This window comes from Actinoplanes flavus, assembly GCF_017592555.1.
GTDB classification, from domain to species: Bacteria; Actinomycetota; Actinomycetes; order Mycobacteriales; family Micromonosporaceae; genus Actinoplanes; species Actinoplanes flavus.
This window is the reverse complement of sequence record NZ_JAGFNS010000002.1, coordinates 453,208-472,119: the sequence shown is the minus strand read 5'-3', so window position 1 is coordinate 472,119 and position 18,912 is coordinate 453,208. Positions and strand designations below refer to the sequence as shown.

Annotated in this window: 16 protein-coding genes; 12 read left to right on the top strand and 4 right to left on the bottom strand. The window is 72.1% G+C overall.

All coding sequences use genetic code 11. From position 1 onward, the window contains the following. The first annotated feature begins 106 nt into the window (after positions 1–106). Entirely contained in the window at positions 107–859 is a 753-nt protein-coding gene (locus J5X75_RS05200) for an IclR family transcriptional regulator (protein WP_208466106.1), read from the top strand. Next, positions 856–2,352, top strand: coding sequence for a glycerol kinase GlpK (gene glpK / locus J5X75_RS05195; RefSeq protein ID WP_208466105.1), 1,497 nt, complete (start codon positions 856–858; stop codon positions 2,350–2,352). The genes J5X75_RS05200 and glpK overlap by 4 nt, the downstream gene beginning before the upstream one ends. 32 nt (positions 2,353–2,384) lie before the next feature. On the opposite strand, the gene J5X75_RS05190 is transcribed toward glpK, so the two are convergent. Next, positions 2,385–2,612, bottom strand: a complete 228-nt coding sequence (locus J5X75_RS05190) for a zinc-ribbon domain-containing protein (protein ID WP_208466104.1) — start codon at positions 2,610–2,612, stop codon at positions 2,385–2,387. 179 nt (positions 2,613–2,791) lie between these two features. On the opposite strand from J5X75_RS05190, the gene J5X75_RS45305 reads away from it, so the two are divergent. After that, on the top strand, positions 2,792–3,148 hold the full coding sequence (locus tag J5X75_RS45305) for an STAS domain-containing protein (protein ID WP_208466103.1): 357 nt from the start codon (positions 2,792–2,794) through the stop codon (positions 3,146–3,148). A 43-nt stretch (positions 3,149–3,191) separates the two neighbouring features. Continuing rightward, positions 3,192–4,214 (top strand): LuxR C-terminal-related transcriptional regulator, encoded by a 1,023-nt coding sequence (locus tag J5X75_RS05180; RefSeq protein ID WP_208466102.1) that lies wholly within the window; start codon positions 3,192–3,194, stop codon positions 4,212–4,214. On the opposite strand, the gene J5X75_RS05175 is transcribed toward J5X75_RS05180, so the two are convergent. From J5X75_RS05175 to J5X75_RS05165, 3 genes are all read right to left on the bottom strand, one after another. Beyond that, entirely contained in the window at positions 4,178–4,975 is a 798-nt protein-coding gene (locus J5X75_RS05175; RefSeq protein ID WP_307797925.1) for an ATP-binding protein, read from the bottom strand. The genes J5X75_RS05180 and J5X75_RS05175 overlap by 37 nt on opposite strands. 124 nt (positions 4,976–5,099) lie before the next feature. Continuing rightward, complete coding sequence (locus J5X75_RS05170; RefSeq protein ID WP_208466100.1) at positions 5,100–7,889, bottom strand: S8 family serine peptidase; 2,790 nt, start codon at positions 7,887–7,889, stop codon at positions 5,100–5,102. A gap of 458 nt (positions 7,890–8,347) precedes the next feature. Continuing rightward, positions 8,348–9,370 carry a lipid II:glycine glycyltransferase FemX gene (locus J5X75_RS05165; RefSeq protein WP_208466099.1) on the bottom strand — a complete coding sequence of 341 codons (1,023 nt, stop codon included), beginning with the start codon at positions 9,368–9,370 and terminating at the stop codon, positions 8,348–8,350. 226 nt (positions 9,371–9,596) lie between these two features. On the opposite strand from J5X75_RS05165, the gene J5X75_RS05160 reads away from it, so the two are divergent. Genes J5X75_RS05160 through J5X75_RS05125 form a run of 8 tightly spaced genes read left to right on the top strand, consistent with a single transcriptional unit; the run spans position 9,597 to position 18,902 of the window. After that, the gene (locus J5X75_RS05160; RefSeq protein WP_208466098.1) at positions 9,597–10,367 is read left to right on the top strand and encodes a polysaccharide deacetylase family protein; all 771 of its coding nucleotides are present in this window, start codon (positions 9,597–9,599) and stop codon (positions 10,365–10,367) included. Further along, positions 10,360–11,460: a DegT/DnrJ/EryC1/StrS family aminotransferase gene (locus J5X75_RS05155; RefSeq protein WP_208466097.1), complete on the top strand. Its 1,101-nt coding sequence runs from the start codon at positions 10,360–10,362 to the stop codon at positions 11,458–11,460. The genes J5X75_RS05160 and J5X75_RS05155 overlap by 8 nt, the downstream gene beginning before the upstream one ends. A gap of 6 nt (positions 11,461–11,466) precedes the next feature. After that, entirely contained in the window at positions 11,467–12,699 is a 1,233-nt protein-coding gene (locus J5X75_RS05150) for a glycosyltransferase family 4 protein (protein ID WP_208466096.1), read from the top strand. Between the two features lie 19 nt (positions 12,700–12,718). Continuing rightward, complete coding sequence (locus J5X75_RS05145) at positions 12,719–14,272, top strand: tyrosine-protein kinase domain-containing protein (protein WP_208466095.1); 1,554 nt, start codon at positions 12,719–12,721, stop codon at positions 14,270–14,272. After that, entirely contained in the window at positions 14,265–15,533 is a 1,269-nt protein-coding gene (locus J5X75_RS05140) for a lipopolysaccharide biosynthesis protein (protein WP_307797924.1), read from the top strand. Before J5X75_RS05145 ends, J5X75_RS05140 begins: the two co-directional genes overlap by 8 nt. After that, on the top strand, positions 15,530–16,738 hold the full coding sequence (locus J5X75_RS05135) for an O-antigen ligase family protein (protein ID WP_208466094.1): 1,209 nt from the start codon (positions 15,530–15,532) through the stop codon (positions 16,736–16,738). Before J5X75_RS05140 ends, J5X75_RS05135 begins: the two co-directional genes overlap by 4 nt. Next, the gene (locus J5X75_RS05130) at positions 16,735–17,865 is read left to right on the top strand and encodes a hypothetical protein (RefSeq protein ID WP_208466093.1); all 1,131 of its coding nucleotides are present in this window, start codon (positions 16,735–16,737) and stop codon (positions 17,863–17,865) included. Before J5X75_RS05135 ends, J5X75_RS05130 begins: the two co-directional genes overlap by 4 nt. 23 nt (positions 17,866–17,888) lie before the next feature. Beyond that, positions 17,889–18,902 carry a GNAT family N-acetyltransferase gene (locus J5X75_RS05125; RefSeq protein WP_208466092.1) on the top strand — a complete coding sequence of 338 codons (1,014 nt, stop codon included), beginning with the start codon at positions 17,889–17,891 and terminating at the stop codon, positions 18,900–18,902. Positions 18,903–18,912: the final 10 nt, after the last annotated feature.

Sequence of the window (18,912 nt, the reverse complement as noted above, 5' to 3'; positions counted from 1 at the left end):
TGTCCCGGACGCTAGGCAGGGGCCGGAAAGGGAGCAATGAACACCGGTCGGCATTGTCGAACATCAATTACAGCGGGTCTCCGAACGGTGGCTTAGAGTCCGAAACATGCCCGGAACAGTGCAGGCGATCGAACGAGCGGCCGCGATCCTGCGGACCCTCGCCGGTGGGCCGGGCCGTCTCGGGCTCAGCGAGATCGCCCGCACACTGGACCTGGCCAAGGGCACCACGCACGGCATCCTGCGCACCCTGCAACTGGTCGGGTTCGTCGAGCAGGACCGGGTCTCCGGGCAGTACCAGCTCGGCGGCGCCCTGCTCCACCTGGGCACCAGCTATCTGGACATCAACGAGCTGCGGTCCCGGTCGATCAACTGGGCCGACCCGCTGGCGGCGCGCAGCGGCGAGGCGGTCCGGATCGGCACCGTGCTGGAGGGGCAGGTGCTCGTGGTGCACCACGTGTTCCGGCCGGACGACACGTTCCAGACCCTGGACGTCGGCGCCCTGCTGCCGCTGCACGCCACGGCGCTCGGCAAGGTGCTGCTCGCCTACCGGGCCGGCGGCCCGGCACCGCACCTGGAGACCTTCACCCGCCGCACTCTCACCGATCCGCGCGCGCTCGCCGTCGCCCTCGACGGGGTACGGGAGTCCGGCTGGGCTTTCGAGGTCGACGAATTCCTGGTCGGCCAGGCGGCGGTGGCGGCGCCCATCCGCGGCTACGGCGGGCTGGTCGTCGGCGCGATCGGTGTCTCCGGCCCGGTCGAGCGCCTCTGTGACAGCCACTACCGGCCGTTGCCGAGGCTGGTGACCTACGTCCGCGACGCCGCCCGGGCGATATCGAGGGATCTGGGGGCGACCCGATGACCGAGAAATACGTGCTGGCGATCGACCAGGGCACCACCTCGACCCGGTGCATCGTCTTCGACCGGCGGGGGCAGCTGGTCTCGCTGGCCCAGCAGGAGCACAAGCAGTATTTCCCCCGGCCCGGCTGGGTGGAGCACGACGCCATGGAGATCTGGCGCAACGTGGAACGGCTCGCGCCCCGGGTGCTGCGCCGGGCCGGGATCGGGCTGGACCAGCTGGCCGCCCTGGGCATCGCCAACCAGCGGGAGACCACGGTCATCTGGGACCGGCGTACCGGTGTGCCGGTCGGGCGGGCGATCATCTGGCAGGACACCCGGACCGACGCCCTGGTGCACACGCTCACCGCCCGGTCCGCCGCCGCCGACATCTCCCACATCTCCGGGCTTCCGTTGGCGACCTACTTCTCCGGGCCGCGCCTGCGCTGGATGCTCGACCACACGCCGGGCCTGCGCGCGCGGGCCGAACGCGGCGAGGTGCTCTGCGGGACGATGGAGACCTGGCTGATCTGGAACCTCACCGGCCGGGCCCAGCACGTCACCGACGTGACCAACGCGAGCCGGACCATGCTGCTCGACGTGCGCGGCCTCGACTGGTCGCCGCGGGCGCTCGACTTCTTCGGGATACCCCGCGCCATGCTGCCGGCGGTGCGGCCGTCGATCGGCGGCTTCGGCACCGCGTCCGAGGCCTTTCCCGGGGTACGGATCGGGGCGGCGCTCGGCGACCAGCAGGCGGCCCTGTTCGGGCAGACGTGCTTCACCCCGGGCGAGGCGAAGTGCACCTACGGCACCGGCAGTTTCCTGCTCCTGAACACCGGCACGGAACTGGTCCGCCCGGAGAACGGGCTGCTCGGCACGGTCGCCTACCAGATCGCCGGCGCCCCGGCCGTCTACGCCCTGGAGGGCTCGATCGCGATCACCGGATCCCTGGTCCAGTGGTTCCGCGACCAGCTCGAACTGATCTCCAGCGCGCCGGAGATCGAGACCCTGGCCCGGACCGTCGCCGACAACGGCGGCTGCTACATCGTGCCCGCCTTCTCCGGCCTGTACGCACCCTACTGGCGCAGCGAGGCGCGCGGTGTGATCGTGGGGCTCACGTCGTACATCACCAAGGGTCATCTGGCCCGCGCGGTGCTGGAGGCGACCGCCTGGCAGACCCGCGAGGTGGTGGACGCCATGAACGCCAACTCCGGTCTCACCCTCACCACCCTCAAGGTCGACGGTGGAATGACCGCCGACAACCTGCTGATGCAGATGATCGCCGACGTGCTGGACGTGCCGGTGGTCCGCCCGCTGGCCGTGGAGACGGTGTCACTGGGCGCCGCGTACGCGGCCGGCCTGGCCGTCGGCTACTGGCCCGACCTGGACGGCCTGCGCCGCAACTGGCACATCGCCGGCCAGTGGATGCCGGCCATGGACCCGGCCCTGCGCGACGGCGAGTACGCCAACTGGCGCCGCGCCGTGGAACGCACCTTCGACTGGATCCAGCCCGCCTGACGACGCCTCAGGAAGGGGGGGGTCCGCGCGCCTCAGATGGCGGCCACCAGGCGCGCGTCGGCCTTGCGGAAGCCGAGGCAGTGGCCGCACACCAGGTAGTGGCTCGCCGGCTTGACCGGGAACAGCGGCACGAAGAACAGGGTGAACTTCGTGGTGCGGCGGATCAGCTGCTGCGGGGCCTCCCACCGGCAGATCTCACACGTCATCGTCCGCGTGCCGACCAGGTGGTCCTTGCTCCGCAGACCGAACAGCACGAACATCGGGCATCTCCTCGGCTCGCCGGCGGTTCTCCTCATGGTCATACCCACCGGCAAGCGCGATGTGCGCCCGGCGACCCGATCCGCCCGAATCGGCGCGGGAGTTTCTTCCGATGCCCCGGCCCCGCACCGCTCGGTACGGTCGCAGTCAGGTACGACAGCGGCGCGGAAAGGTGCGTCACGTGTACGACGACGAGTTCCGGATCGACCCGGCGGTCACCGTGTCCGTCCATCGTCTGCGGTCCGGTGACGTGCTGGCCCGGGTGGTGGGGGAACTGGACTCCCCGAGTGCCCCGATGCTGTTGCGGGAGCTGCGTGCCGCGATCGGCGACGACGTCCCGCTGCTCCGGCTGGATCTGGCCGGTGTCGCCTTCTGTGATCAGGCCGGGCTGCGGGCGCTGCACGCGCTGAGCGCCGAGGCCGGGCCGGGCCGGGTGCGGATCGTGGCGGCCCACGGCTGCGTGGACGTCCTCCTGCGGCTCTGCGGCATCGACGTCTTCCTGGGCTGGACGGCGGGGGCGACCACCCGTACCGGCTGATCGGCCAGCCCCCGGCGAGGGACGGGCCCACCATGATGGAGGGGTGGGCGCACATCTCGACGGAGGACGGATCACGGCCGAGATCGTCCGGATCGCGGCGATGCCCGGCGGTGTCCGGCAGCGGGCCGAGGCGCTGATCGACAGTCTGCACCCGCTGCTGCGGCACGACGCGGCCTGGTTGAGCCTGCTCGATCCGGACGAACGGCGGCAGCAGCCGGTCACCGCGCCCGGCCACACCGGCCGGCTCCAGCGGTACCTGGGCGGACGGGAGTTCACGGCCATCCTGGAACGGGTCGGCCTGCACCGCGACCGCCGCCCGATGCGGGCGTTCGAATCGCCGGTGCCGGTGCAGGAGCTGCCGTCGTGGGTGGACTACTTCCAACCGGACGGGTTCGCTGAGGGGGTGGCCCTTCCCCTGGTCACCCCGGACGGCCGCTACCTGGGCCTGCTGGGCGCGCACGCCGGATCGCCGCATCCGCTCAGCGACGACCGGTGCGACCTGCTGGCGACGCTGGCCCCGTTGATCGCGCACGCGGTGGACCCGCTGCGCACGCTCGCCGCGCTGGCCGCGACGGTGCACGGCGCGACGGCCGGGGTGGTGCTGACCCGGTCGGGGCGGACCGAGCTGCTGCCCGGCCTGCCCGGCCCTGACGCGTTCGGGGTGGAGCCGCCGGCGCTGCACCTGGTGGGGGCGCTGCTCCCGCCGGGCCGGTCGATTGCCCGGTTCATGGTGCCCAGCGCCGACCCGGAGCGCGCCCTGGTGCAGGTGACCGCGCTGGCCTGCCCGCCCGAGCCGCCCGGTCACCATCGGGCGCTGGTGCTGCTCGGACCGCCGCCGGAGACGTACGGCCTGACCCGCCGGGAGATGCAGGTGCTGGGGCTGCTGGTGGAGGGCCACAGCAACGCGGCGATCGCCGGCGCGCTGCGGATACGGCCGCGGACGGCGATCGGCCACCTGGAACACATCATGATCAAGATGGGGGCGGAGTCGCGGACGGCCGCCGCGGTCCGGGCCGACCGGCAGGGCCTCTACGTCCCGGCCGGGCTGCTGCGCCGCGGCTCCTGAGAGTCCCGCAACAGAGCCCACACCATCTTTCCGGTACGGGTGGGCATGGCGCCCCACGCCTCGGCCGCCGCGTCGACGATCCGCAGCCCGTACCCGCGTTCGGTCAGCAGCGTCTCCAGTGGTGGCTCGTCCCCGCCCGGCATCGGCGGCAGCGCCGGGTCGCCGTCCACCACGACCAGATGCAGCAGGTCCGGGCCGCGCCGGGAGACGAGCAGATCGATCGGGGTGCCGGCGTGCTCGGCCGCGTTGACCACCAGCTCGGACACCACGATCCGGGCCCGGGGCGCCAGCCGCGGCATGCCCCACCCGGTGCAGACCTCGGACACCACCTGCCGGGCGCCGGCCGCGGCCGCCGGGTCCGGGGGCAGCCGCAGCCGGATCCGGCTGGTCAGCGGGCGCCGGTCGGACAGGAAGGCGCGGGCCAGCGGCACGGTGGCGAAGACCGGCAGCACGTCCCGTGCGGGCGGGACGTCGAGCCGGGTCGCCAGCCGGGTGGCGGCCGGCAGGCTGGCCGCCACCCGTACCGTCGGATCCATCCGCGTGCCCTGGGCCGCGGCGGTGAGCCAGAGCGGCGCGCTGCTCGCGCCGGGGTCGTCGAGGTCGTGCAGGTCGAGCAGGACGCCGGCGGGGTGCTGGGCGAGGCACTTGTGCAGCGCCTGGTAGGCGGACAGCCACAGGGACCGGCCCCAGGGTCCGCGCACGGTCAACTCGACGAGCCAGTTCTCGTCGTCCACCACCGCCGTGACCGATGGGACGGGCACCGCCTGACCGCCTGACCCGAGTTCTCCGGAATGTTTCCGGAAACGGTATATCCGCGGCGCTCCGATGCCAATCATCGGTGGGCATGCCACACCCCGTTGGCGGACGGGATGTGGCATGCGGTCCTCAGTGCTCGCCGAAGGTGTCGTGGGTGACGTAGCGACCGGTCGGCGGGGTGGTCGTGGTGCGGTTGGCGCCCGGCTCCCAGGTGACCGTCCCGTCCGGGTCTTTGACGATGTATTTGAACTCGACGGCGGTGTTCGCCGGCAGGCCGGTGCCCCCGGTCCACACCGGATAGCCGTCGGCGGACAGCGGCACGGCCCGCGCCGGATCCCATTCGCCCAGCTCGGGGAGGTTGCCGGCGACGAAGACGTGCTGGCCGTACCAGGTGGTGCGGTTGACGTTGAAGGTGGCCGCGATCCGGTTCGCGGGCGGGCGGAAGGTGACCCCGGCGCCCTCGGTGAGGATCGGGGTGTCGACGCCGTACGCCAGCCCGTCGGTCCCGGTCGCGTTCTCGATGCCGATGGTCGCGCTGGTCCCGGTGGCGCGGGTCCCGGTCAGGCCCCGGTACCGGTAGGTGACCGTGCCGTCGGCGTGCAGGATCGCGCTGACCGAGATCCGGTCCGCGCTGGACGGGTAGAACCGGACGTTGCGCCACTCCACCACGAAGGTGTCCGCGGTCGCCGCCGTCCAGACGCCGGCCTGGTCGTCGACGATCAGGTCGTCCCAGAGCGGGAAGAGGGTGTCGTTCGGCTCCAGCGCGCTGGGAACGGCCAGGTTCATGTAGGCCGAGCTGACCGTCCCGAACCCGATCACACCGTTGGTGCTGACCCAGGCGCGGGTGCGGGCGGCTCCGTAGTGCGGCACGGCGAACGGCAGGGTGATCTCGGTGGCCGCGTCGTCACCGGTCAGGGCCAGCAGGTCGGTCCCGGCCCGGTACTCCTCGGTGGCGGGGGCGCAGCTGTGCCCGTACCGGTCGGTGTTCTGGGTCAGGGGGACGTCGAGCGTGAGATCGCCGCTGACCGTGAGGGACCGGGTCACGGCGGCGAAGCAGCTGTGCGGCGGGCGGACCGTGAGCTCGTAGTCGCCGACCGGCGCGGCCAGCCGGAACCCGCCGTCGGCGCCGGTGGTGACCGTGACCGGCGTGCCGGTGAGCGCGACCGTCGCGCCGGCGAGCCCCGCACCGGCGCCGCTGACCTGCCCCGAGACGACACCGGAGCGGCTGGCGGTGAGGGCCACGTCCACGTCGGAGGCGTCGTTCGCGGTGATCGTCACGCCGGTCTCGGAGGTGTCGTAGCCGAACGCCGTCACCCGGATCCGGTAGTCGCCGGCCGGCAGCCGCCCGAAGCGGTAGCCGCCGTCCGCGCCGGTCGTCGCGGACCGCGTGGCGGCCCCGGTGAGCGTGACGGTCGCGCCGGCCAGGGGCACGTCCGCGCCGGTCACGGTTCCGGTCAGGCGCCCGGCCGGGCGCAGCGCCAGATCCACCGCGGCGTACGCGTCCAGCCGCCCCTGCCCGAACACGTTGTTGTCGGTGGCCGTCCCGCCGCAGCTGGTGTCGTTCGCGTCGATCGCCGTCTCGTCCAGGATCTCCCTGGTCGCGGTCACGTCCCGGCGCAGCCCGGGTGCCGCCGACCAGATCAGCGCCACCGTGGCGGCGGTGTGCGGGGAGGCCATCGAGGTGCCGCTGAAGGAGGCGTACCCGCCGCCCGGGACGCTGGAGCGCACGTCCACGCCCGGCGCCGACAGGTCCGGTTTCACGCCGCCGTCCTGGCCGGTGCCCCGGCTGGAGAACGAGGCGATCGCGTTGTCGACGTCGGTCGCGCCGGAGCTGTACGTGTCGGTGTAGGAGCCCGGCGTGGAGGCGGTGGCGCAGCCCGGGCCCGCGTTGCCGTTGGAGAAGGCCGGGAAGATCCCCGCCGCCACCCATGACCGGACCACGTCGGAATACCACGGGTCGAAGCCGGACGCCCCGCCCCACGAGTTGTTCACGATGTCCGGGGCGAGGTCCGGCCGCGGGTTCTGGCCGTTGCGGTCGGTCGGCGCGACGATCCACTGCCCGGCCCCGAGCAGCGCGGCCACCGAGCACGAGTTGCTCTCGCAGCCCTTCGCCGCGATCCAGGTGACCCCGGGCGCCACCCCGATGCCGCCGGATCCGGCCATCGTCCCCATGGTGTGGGTGCCGTGCCCGTTGTTGTCGCACGGGTTCGCGCCGGGGCAGACGTGCGCCGGATCGAACCAGTTGTAGTCGTGCTGGACGGTGCCGTCCGCCTGCCGGCCCCGGTAGTTCGCCGCCAGTGCCGGGTGGTCGAACTGCACCCCGGTGTCCACGTTGGCGACCACGATCCCCTGACCGCGGACGTCCCGCTCACCCCACACCCGGGGCGCGCCGACGCGGTCCACGTTCCACTCGTTCGCGTCGACGGCAGCCTGCACCGCGCCCGCGACCGGCGCCGGCAGGGTGACCGGTGTGTCCGGCAGCACCGCCTTCACCTCGGGCCGGGCCGCCACCTCGGCCAGCAGCGCGGCGTCGCCGGTGACCTTGACGGTGTCCGCGATCCAGAACTGCTCGAACCGGGCCTTCCGCGCGGTCAGAAGTTTCCGCAGCCCGCTCTGGTGCCGGGCCGTGCTGGCGCGCGCCGCGTCGTGGACGGCCTTCGCCCGCGCCTTACCCTTGGCCTTGCCGGCCGGGGCCAGGTCGGGACGGTCCCGCAGCACCACCCAGAAGGTGGCGTCGCGGCCGCCCTCGACAGCCTCGGTCACCGCGGCCGCGACCGTCGGCTCGTTCGGCGCGGCGTGGGCCGGGTTCGGCGCGCCGGCCAGGGTGATCAGCAGGGCGCCCGCGCCGATCAGCGCGGTGGCGGTCCGCCGTCGCCGTTCTTTCCGTCGGGGGTCCGGGCCGCTCCGGTCGTGTCGCATGACGTCTCCCTCGGTCGATTTCCGCGCGCCCCACCGGGACGGAGCGCGATACGGACATGGCCGGCCGGACCACGGAAACGCACGCTATTGATATCCTCCACTCTCTGCAAGTTCTTGCAGTTCTTTCACATTGTTTCAAGCCGATGTCAAAATGCGCGCGGCGCAGCTAGAAGTCCCGTTTCACCTGCACTTTGATCATCGAGGCGGCGTTCCGGATGACGAACATCACTGCATCGCGGCATCGCAATATTTCCGCCACGAGTTACGCATGTTTCATCGTCTTTCAAACCCGGCACGGCTCGATCCGGGGTTCGTTGGCGCGGACTTCACCCACCATTCACCGGTACGGGCTACGCGTTCCCCTTCGTGCGATCCGCGATCCACTGCGACGCAAGCCTTTGCCGCGCCCGCCGGGCGCAGATCGGTGGTCCGGGCCGGAAAGATCCGCGGCCCGCGCCTCAGCCGGGGATGGCCACCGACGGGCGGGTGAGGCGGGCGACCGTGCGCTGCTTCAGGGCGAAGCCCTGTTTGGCCGCGTCGCGCAGGTGGGCGACGAGCGGCGACCGGGAGCGGCGCGCCCACGGGACCGGAACCTCGGTGGTGCCGTACTTGGCCTTGTACGCGTTGCCGCCGACGAAGTCGAACTCGGTGACGCCACGCTCCCTGGCCCAGCGCAGCGCGTGCCAGATGACGGCCTCGTTGGGCCGCAGGTGCTGGAACGGGCGGTAGCTGGCGCCGCCCCAGAAGTACATGGTCCGGTGGTACCAGGGCAGGACGGCGGTGGCGATGCTGCGGCCGTCGGCGTCCCGGGCCCGCAGCAGCAGGAGGTTCCCGGCGGGCGCCAGGTGACGGATCAACGACCGAACCCTGTCCACCGAATAGGTCGGTACCAGATTCTGTTTGGCGAATACATCACGCAATTGATCGTAGAATTCGTCGGCGAATGCGGGATCATCACCCGCGTCCTCGATGACGACGCCGGACTTCGCGGCCTTGCGGATGTTTCGGCGGCATGCGCTCGCCATCGCCCCGAAGAGTTGATCCTCTGTCGGATTCAGGTCGATGACCGCGGTGGGCGCGGCGTCCCAGCGCAGTCCGAGACCGCCGAGATCGTTTTCCGTCAGGCCCCGATCGCGGATCTCCAGATGGGCGGCGCCGGCCTCACCGAAGGCGAACGGCATGAGCGCCTCCAGCGCGGCGCGGCGCGAGACGCCCGGGCGCAGGTTGAAACCGACGTACGACGTGGTCCACCCGGCCATCGGGCTGCCCAGGATCCGCATGCCGAAACGCCTGCTCAGGAGGCCGGTGAAGTGGCCGACGGGCCGACCGCGGTCGGTGACGACGGCGAGCAGCGGCTCGGCGCGCTGGCACTCGGCGACGAAGTGGATCCACTCCCGGGTGTGAAAGATCAGGCGATCCTCGTAGGTGGCCCGGTCCGCCCAGAGGTCGGCGGACGGTTCCACCCGGTGCAACTTCAACATGGGGTCCCCGATCGAATTACAGCACGGCCGGCACGATGATGCTCAACCATAAGACCATTCCGCAAGAAGCCGATCGGGCCTATTTTCAATTGACGCGAATATCTTTCGCGTTCATTATGACAATTGCTACTGCCGCACCTCTCGCGCATTTGCAATCGTGGGTGAAGGCCGCGGGGCGACGACCCGTGGCCGTGACCTGTCGAACGAGCGGGAGGGTGCCGATCCCATGCAGCCGCCCACTGCCTTCAAACGACGCCTGAACGAGCTTGGCCTGCGCAGCCGGCTGCGCGCCCGGCCCCGGTTGCAGGGTCGCATCCTGGCCACGGCGGGCCTCCGGCGCCGCCTGCCCAGCACCCCGGGCCTGTACTTCCCCTTCTACCACGACGTTCCCGCCGAGTACGCCCGCGACTTCCGCCGCCACCTGGAGGCGCTGTCCGCGATCGGTCCGATGGTGTCCTGGGACGAGGCGTTACGGGTGCTCAGCGGTGCGCGCCCACTGACCGGGCCGGTGTTCTGCCTGTCCTTCGACGACGCCCACCCGACCTGGCGGGACGTGGCCGCGCCGGTGCTGCTGGAGATGACGGTGCCGGCGATGTTCTTCGTCACCTCCGGCATGGTCGGGCAGCCGGGGAACCTGACCTGGCGCGACTGCCGGGAGCTGCGGGCCGCCGGGTTCGCCTTCGGGTCGCACACGGTCACCCATCACCGGCTCGCCGACCAGGACGACGCCGCGGCGGCCCGGGAGATCGTCGACTCCAAACGGGAGATCGAGGACGAGCTCGGCGTACCGGTCCGGGACTTCGCCGCACCGTACGGCCACCCCGCCGTCGACTTCCGCAAGCGGGACGTGGAGGTGGCCCGCGAGGCCGGCTACCGCAGTTTCGCGACCACCCTGCGGCCGGCCATGCACGCCGGCGGCGATCCGATGTTCATCCACCGGCAGGGTCTGCACCCCGCCTGGCCGATCCTGGCGGTGAGGACGCGCGTCCATGACTGACACCCGCATCTACCTGTCCCCACCGGACGTCGGCGACCTCGAGCGCAAGCTCCTGCTGGACGCCTTCGACTCGAACTGGGTGGCCCCGGTCGGCCCCGACCTGGACGCCTTCGAGGAGCAGGTCGCCGAGCTCGTCGGTGTGCGGCACGCGGTGGCGCTGAGCAGCGGCACCGCGGCCCTGCACCTGGCCCTCATCGCGGCCGGGGTGCGGCGCGGCGACACCGTGCTGGTGCCGTCGTTCACCTTCGCGGCGACCGCGAACGCGGTGGTCTACCTGGGCGCCCGCCCGGTGTTCGTGGACTCCACCCCGGACAGCTGGAACGTGGACCCGGCCCTGGTCGCCGAGGAGCTGCGCGCCCGGGCCGAGCGGGGCCAGCTGCCCCGCGCGGTGATCACCGTCGACATGTACGGCCAGTGCGCCGACTACGACCCGCTGATGGAGGCCTGCGACCGGTACGGCGTCCCGCTCATCGAGGACGCCGCCGAAGCCCTGGGCGCCACCTACCGTGGGCAGCCGGCCGGGTCGTTCGGGCTGGCCGGGGTGCTGTCCTTCAACGGCAACAAGATCATCACCACGGGTGGCGGCGGGATGCTCGTCACCGACGACGGCCGGGTCGCCAAGCAGGCCCGGCACCTGTCCACCCAGGCCCGCGAGCCGGTGCCGCACTACGAGCACCGGACGGTCGGCTACAACTACCGGCTCAGCAACCTGCTCGCCGCGGTGGGCCGGGGCCAGGTGCAGCGCCTCGACCAGATGATCGCGGCCCGCAGGGCGACGTTCGAGTACTACCGGGCCGCGCTGCCGGAGCTCACCTTCATGCCGGTCGCCGGCTACGGCACCCCGAACTACTGGCTCAGCTGCGCGCTGGTGGACGGCGACCGGGACCGGCTCATCGCGCGGCTCGCCGAGCGCGACATCGAGGCCCGGCCCGCCTGGAAGCCGATGCACCTGCAACCGGTCTTCCAGGACTGCGTGGTGCGCGGCGGCGAGGTCAGCGCCGACCTGTTCCGCCGCGGGGTGTGCCTGCCCAGCGGATCCGCGCTGACCGAACACGACCGGGAACGCGTCGTCGGCGCGATCCGGGAGGGCTGAACCGAGATGCGGATCGTCTACATCCACCAGTACTACTGCAACCCGGGCATGGCCGGCGGGATCCGCTCCTACGAGCAGGCCCGCCGCCTGGTCGCACGCGGGCACACGGTGGACGTGATCACCACCGACATCACCCCGGGCACCCGGGACCTGGGCTGGCGCACCACGGACGAGGACGGCGTCACGGTCCACTGGTTCCGGGTCCCCTACAACAACAACATGTCGTACGCCCGGCGGATCCGCGCGTTCGCCGAGTTCATGGTCCTGGCCACCGCGAAGGCCGCCCGGCTCCGGGCGGACCTGGTCTTCGCCACCAGCACCCCGCTCACCGTGGCGGTGCCCGGCGTGATCGCCGCGAAACTGCGCCGCGCGCCGTTCGTCTTCGAGGTCCGCGACCTCTGGCCGGAGGTGCCGATCGAGATGGGCGCGCTGCGCAACCCGGTGGTCCAGCGCCTCGCCGGCGGCCTGGCGACCTTCGCCTACCGCAACGCGTCCGAGGTGATCGCCCTCTCCCCCGGCATGGCCGCCGGCGTGGTGGCGCGCCGCCCGGGCACCCCGACCACGGTCATCCCGAACGCCGCCGACCTGGACCTGTTCGCCGTCGACGAGGAGCGGGTGCGCCGGTTCCGCGAGTCGCACGACTGGCTCGGCGACCGGCCGCTGCTGGTCTACACCGGGGCGCTGGGCGTGGTCAACGGCGTGGAGTACCTGGTGCGGGCCATGCGCCGGGCCCGCGAGCTGGACGCGGACGTGCGGTTCCTGATCGTCGGCCACGGTAAGGAGTGGGAGCCGACCAAGGCGCTCGCCGCCGAACTGGGCCTGCTCGGCGACGTGGTGCACATGTGGGAGAAGGTGCCCAAGTCGGAGCTGCCGGTGATCCTCGGCGCGGCCACCATGTCGAGCAGCACGGTCCGGCCGATCCGCGGGCTGTGGGACAACTCGGCGAACAAGTTCTTCGACGCGCTGGCCGCGTCCCGGCCGATCGCCATCAACTACGGCGGCTGGCAGGCCGACCTGCTCACCGAGACCGGGGCCGGCCTGGTACTCGACCCGGAGGACACCGACGAGGCCGGTTACCAGCTGGTCCGGCACCTGCGTGACGAGGTGTGGCTGAAGAAGGCCCGGGAGGCCGCGTACCGGCTGGCCGTCGAGAGGTTCTCCCGGGACCTGCTGTTCGAGGAGTTCGAGGCGGTGCTGAACCGATCGGCCCGCCGGAAGAAGCAGTCCGTCCAGTCCTGACGAATCGGGGGAAGTCAGCGTGGAACTGCGCGCTTACGTACGGGCCTGCCGGCGCCGATGGCTCTGGCTGGTGGTTCCGGTGCTGGTGGCGGCCGGCATCGCGGCGGGCCTGACGGCGGCCGGGTCACCCGGCTACACATCGTCGCTGACCCTCTTCGTCAGCGCCGGCACCGGCGATCCGGACGCCGGGGCACGGCGCCTCAACTCGTACATCGCCCTGCTGACCGGCCCCCGGGTGGCCCAGGCCGTGGTCGACCGGATGGGTCCCGAGGTCACCGCCGGCGAGGTGCAGAAGAGCCTGTCGGCGCAGGTACGTGAGGGCACCGACCTGCTGGTGGTGTCGGCGGTCGCCGACAGCGAGGAGGAGAGCCGGCAGATCGTCACGACCGCGGCGGCGGTCCTGGTCGGCCTGGCCCGGCAGATCGGCGCGCCGGCCGACCCGCGGGACGGGCCCGCCCCGGCGGTCTCGATCGTGCAGGACGCGGTCACCGTGGAGGAGCCGGGCAACCTGGGCCGCAACGCCGGCTTCGCCGCCGTGCTGGGGCTGCTCATCGGGGCGGTCGCGGTCGCGGTCCGGGAGGCGACGGCCCGTACGGTCACCGACGAGGCCGATCTGCGGCGCCTCGGGCTCGACTCGGTCGGGGTCATCTCGATCGGGGGGCGGCCCCGGGACGGCCACCCGGATCAGGCGCTGGCCGAGGCGTTCCGGCGGCTGCGCAGCCTTCTGCCGGTGCTCGCCGACCCGCATGCCGGCATCCCGCAACGTGGCCGGTCACTGCTGCTCACCGGCGCGAGCCGGAAGGAGGGCACCACGGCGGTGGCGTGCGGGCTGGCCATAGCGATGGCCGAGACCGGGGCACGGGTCGTGCTGGTCGACGCCAACATGCGTACGCCCGGCGTCGGCCGCTACCTGTCGCTGGAGGCCTCGCCCGGCCTGGCCGAGGTGCTCGCCGGAACCGCCCGCGTGCCGGACGTGCTGCAGAGCTCGCTGGGCGGCCGGGTGACCGTGCTGCCGGCCGGGGAGCACGCGCCCGACCCCGGTGAGCTGCTGGCCTCGCCCCGGCTGCCGGCCACCGTCCGGACCCTGACCGAGCGGTACGACATCGTGCTGGTGGACGCGCCCGCCCTGCACGGGGTGGCCGACGCGTCGGTGCTGGCCCACGTCACCGACGACGCGCTGCTCGTGGTGCGGGCCAACCGGACCCGGACGGCCGATGTGGAGAAGTCGATCGACCTGCTGCAACGGGTCGGCGCCCGGCTGGCCGGGGCGGTGCTGAACTCGCTGCCGCGCAAGCTGCCGACCGGCGGCTCCTGGCAGGACTCCGCGCAGGTCGGCGGCGCGGACAGCCCCGATCTGATCTTCGGGTTGGACGGGGATCAGCCGTCCGCCCGGTTGGAGGACACGTTCGTCTCGCTGCCCCCGGTCGGGACGGCGCGCGGCCGGGCCCGGGTGGTGGACCCGGAGATCGAGAAGGCGCCCGGCCCGGAGACGCCGGAGGTTCCCACTCAGCGCGAGGCGTCGCAGGAGGAGCCGGCGGCCACTCCGGACGAGGAGCAGCAGCGCGGTGAGTGAGCTGCGGGTCGAGGAGGCCGCGCCGGCCCGCCCGGCGGCACTGGCCGGCCGGGTGCTGCGGGAACCGTCCGTCCAGCTGCTGGCCTCGCAGGTGCTGACCGGTGGGGTGGCGATGGCGGCCAACATCCTGATGGTCCGGTCCCTCAGTCCCACCCATCGCGGTGAGGTCGCCCTCATGCTCCAGGTGGTGTACCTGGCCACCCAGGTCCTGCTGATGGGCACCGAGCGCAGCTTCGTGGCCGCCTACCACAACGTGGCGCCCGCTCCGGCCGTCCGCGCGTACGGCCGCCTGCTCGCCGTACCGTGCCTGGTCTTCCTCTCCGGGGCGGTGATCTGGCACCTGGCCGCGCCGGACCGGTTGACGCCGGGCCCGGTGATCGTCGCCATGCTGGCGGTGTTCGCGCTGATCGAGGCCGCCAGCCTGGCCACCCGGTCGATCGCGATCGCGGTGGGCCGGGTCCGGGACTTCCTGGTGGCCCGGGTCCTCGAGGCGCTGCTGCTGCTGGCCATGCTGATCGGCCTGTACGTGGCCGGAGCGGCCCGTCCCGAGCTGTGGTTTCTGGCCTACCTGTTCGCCGGCGCCACGCCCACGGTGGTCTACCTGCTGATCTGGACGCGGTTGCCGGTGACCGCGGCCGCCACCCCCCTCGACCCGGCGGTGAACCGTCAGGTCCGGCGGGAGGGCCTGGCGCTGTTCCCGGCCGCGCTGTCCAACATGGCGATGCTGCGGGTGGACCGCCTGGTCATCCCGGCGCTGGCGTCCACCGCGGCGCTCGGCCACTACGCGTCGGTGGCGACCATGACCGAGTTGCTGGCGTGGCCGGTGCGGGCCTACGCCGATTCCCGTCTGGGCCGGTGGCGGGCGTCGCACCGGGAGGGGACGCTGCGGACCGCGCCGATCCTGCTGGCCGTCGGCGCGTACGCCCTGGTGGTGGTCCCGGTCGTGGCCGGTGGCCTGTACCTGCTGATCGAGCCGCTGTTCGGCCACGACTACGCGGACGCCAAGGTGGTCGTGCTGCCGCTGGTGGTGGCGGCCGGCCTGTACGCGGTGTCCCGGGTCAGCCTGGGCCTGCTGATCGCGAAGGGGCACGGCGGGCTGGTGTCGGCCGCCGAGATCACCGGTTTCGTGGTGAGCTTCGCGGCGTACCTGCTGCTGATCCCGCGGCTCGGGATCCTCGGCGCGGCCTACGGGTCGCTGGCCGGGTACGGCGCCTGCCTGGTGTTCGCGATGATCGCGACGAAGCTCGTGAGAGAACGATGAGGCGGGCGTTCCTCGCCCCCGGCCTGCTGCTGATCCTCGTCGCGATCGGCGGCCGGTACACCCTGGACCGGGCCGGACTGGTCGATCTGGCCTGGGTGGACCTGCGAGTGATCGGCCTGCTCATCGCGCTGGCCGTCCTGATCCTGAACGCCGCCGAACTGACCGACAAGAAGCCGGGGCGGGAGGGCTGGATCATCGCGGCCCTGCTGTTCTTCCTCTTCCAGATCGCGTCGGCGCTGTGGGCCCCGCCGGCCGCCCGGGTCGGCCCGCAGGTGCTGGACCTGGTGCTGCTGGGCGTCCTGCTGGTGGCGACCTACCAGTACACGACCGGCGACCCGGAGACCGTCATCCGCTTCACCTTCCAGCTGTTCTTCGTGGCCGCGATCGTCTACGCGCTGGCCGCGATCTTCATCAGCGGGCCGGGTGAGCAGGGCCGCTACTCGGCCTTCGGGGGCGGGCCCAACGTGTTCGCCCGGATCGAGGTGCTCGGCGTGATCAGCGCGATCGCCCTGTTCATGCTGACCGGCCGGGTGCTGCCGCTGCTGGTGATCCCGCTCTTCCTGCTGGCCACGGTGCTGTCCGGCTCGCGCGGCACGCTGGTCGCCGGTGGGGTCGTCGGTTTCGCCGCGCTGCTCAAGCTGCGGCACCGGCTGAGCGCCGCCGGGATCGCGGCGTCGGTGGTGGTGTCCCTGGTCGCGGTGGGCCTGATCGGGGCGCTGGCGCCGCCCGAGTTCACCGACCTCTTCCAGGAACGGTTCGTTGAACAGACCGTGCAGGAACAATATCTCTCCGGACGGACCGACATCTGGATGGCCGCGGTCCGTCTCTTCGCCGACCATCCGATCGGCGGCGCCGGCGTCGACGGCTTCTACGGCCTGATCGGCGTCAACCAGGCCGTCGAGTATCCCCACAACTACGTGCTCGCGGTCGCGGCCGAGGGCGGGCTGATCGGTCTCGGGCTGCTCACCGTCTCGGTGCTGCTGTGGACCCGGATCGTCCGCGGTGGCGGGCGCCGTCCCCAGCTCACCGGGCTGGCCGTGGCGTCGGCCGTCTTCGTGGCGCTCAGCGGCCTGTTCTCCGGCGACTACTACGACTCCCGGCTGGCCTGGATGTTCGCGGCGATGGCGGCCGCGGCGGCCCTGGTCGCGCCCCCTCCGGCCCCGTCCTTTCCGGCGCCGGCACGAATGACGGCGGTGGCGCGATGAGGCGGCGGACCCTGTTGGTGGCCTCGCTCGGCGGGGCGGCGGTCGCGGGCGCGGCCGGGCTGCACCTGGTCCGGGCGGCCGGCGACGACGTGCCGGACATCCGTGACCCGATGCCGGTCCCGCCGCCCTCGATGCAGGAGGCGCTGAAGATCAAGACGGTGGCCTACTGGACCGGGGTCTATCTGCGCAGCTGGGACTTCTCGCTGCGCAACGGGCTGCCGCTGAGCCGGTCCAAGGACAGCCGGGACCACTACGACCTGGCGTACGACATCGACGCGTGCACCGCGATGTTCCGGGCCACCGGCGACCGTCGCTACCTCGACCGGGGGCTGACGTTCATGGAGAACGTGGTGGCCTCGGCCCGCCCGTCGAGGTCGCTGTCGAAGAGCTCGTTCAGGGACCGGTTCTCCGGCTGGGCGTCCAGCCGTTCCGGCGAGGGCGGCGACGAGGTGCCGCTCTACGAGTCGTACCTGTGGCGGTACGGCACGAACCTGCTGGTCGCCATGAAGGACCTGACCGACGCCGGCTACCGGGCCCGCTACGCCCGGCTGCTCGCCTTCGCCGAGACCGACGTCTTCGACAAGTGGCACAGCCGGGGAACCAAGGACTACATCTACCGCGAGCGCACCCACATGGCGTCGCACTGGGCGCTGATCGCCATGAACATGGCCCACCTCACCGCCGACCAGGGCCGCAAAGCCCGCTGCAACGCGGTGGTCGACGAGATCAGCACCCGGCTGCGCGGGCAGTTGCGGCGCAACCCGGCCGAGCCGACCGCCTGGTTCTGGAACGACGTGTGGGGCTCGATGAGACGGCCCGGCCAGGACGTGGGCCACGGCAACGCGGTGATCACGTACGTGGTGGAGGCCCACGACCGCGGCCAGGGCTGGTCGACGGCCGACATGGCGGCGTTCTCGGCCCTGCTGACCAAGGTGGTCTGGCCGGGCGGGACGACCTATCACGCCTACGTGGACGGCACCGGGAGCGACAACGGCTGGTGGTCCGACGGGTTCGTGAAGCTGGGCCGCTACGACCCGGCCGTGCAACTGCGGCTGGAGAGACACCAGGTGGTGAACGATCAGTTCGCCGCGAACATGGCGCTCAACGCCCGCCTGCTGCGGGCCTGAACGCCGGAAGGAGACAAAGCGACATGACGGCATCGCTGCTGGATCCGGCGGCCCGCGAGTGGAAGGAGACCCTCCAGCACGTCGGTCACGACATGTACCACGTGCCGGACTACGTGGTTCTGGACGCCCGGCTCTACGGCGGCGCGCCGGCCGCGTTCCACTACGAGAAGCACGGCCGGCGGCTGCTGATCCCGCTGATCCTGCGGGAGATCCCGGACTCCGGGCTGCGGGACGCGATCTCCCCGTACGGGTATCCCGGCCCGGTCGGCCGCGGCGACCCGGTGTTCTGGGACGAGGCGTGCGCGGCGTTCGTCGCGACGCTGCGGGAGGAGGGCATCGTCTCGGCGTTCGTCCGGACGCACCCGCTGTTCGACGCGCCGGCGCCGGTCCTCTCCGCGCACGGTGCCCTGGTCCACCACGGCGAGACCGTCTCCATGGATCTGACCGTCTCCGAGGACGAGATGTGGAAGCAGACCCGCAGTGACCACCGCAACCACATCAACCGGGCGAAACGTGCGGGCACCGAGATCGTGTTCGACGACTGGAGCCGGCTCGGCGAGTGGGTCGACGTCTACCACGACAACATGCGGCGGGTCGGCGCGACGTCGTACTACTTCTTCACCGTCGAGCACCTGACGGCCCTGCACGACGCGGTCGGCGACCGGATGCACCTGGTCGTCGCACTCGAGGACGGCGAGGTCGTCGGGGGCAACACCTTCTTCTCGTACGACGGGATCGCCACCGGATACGTCTCGTCCACCCGGCGGGCGCCGAAACGGTACGCCGACGAGCTGCTCTACGACTCGGTGCGCCGTTGGTGCAAGCAGCGCGGTGACCGGGTGTTCCACCTGGGCGGGGGCAAGGGCGGGGCGAACGACTCGCTCTTCTCGTACAAGGCGGGGTTCTCGCCGAGCCGGCACCCGTTCCACACCTGGCGCGTGGTCGCCGACCCGGCCGCGTACGAGGCCCTGGTCCGCGAACGCCGACCCGGCGCCGACCCGGCCGACCTGACCACCACCTTCCCCTCCTACCGCTGAGGAGCATCGT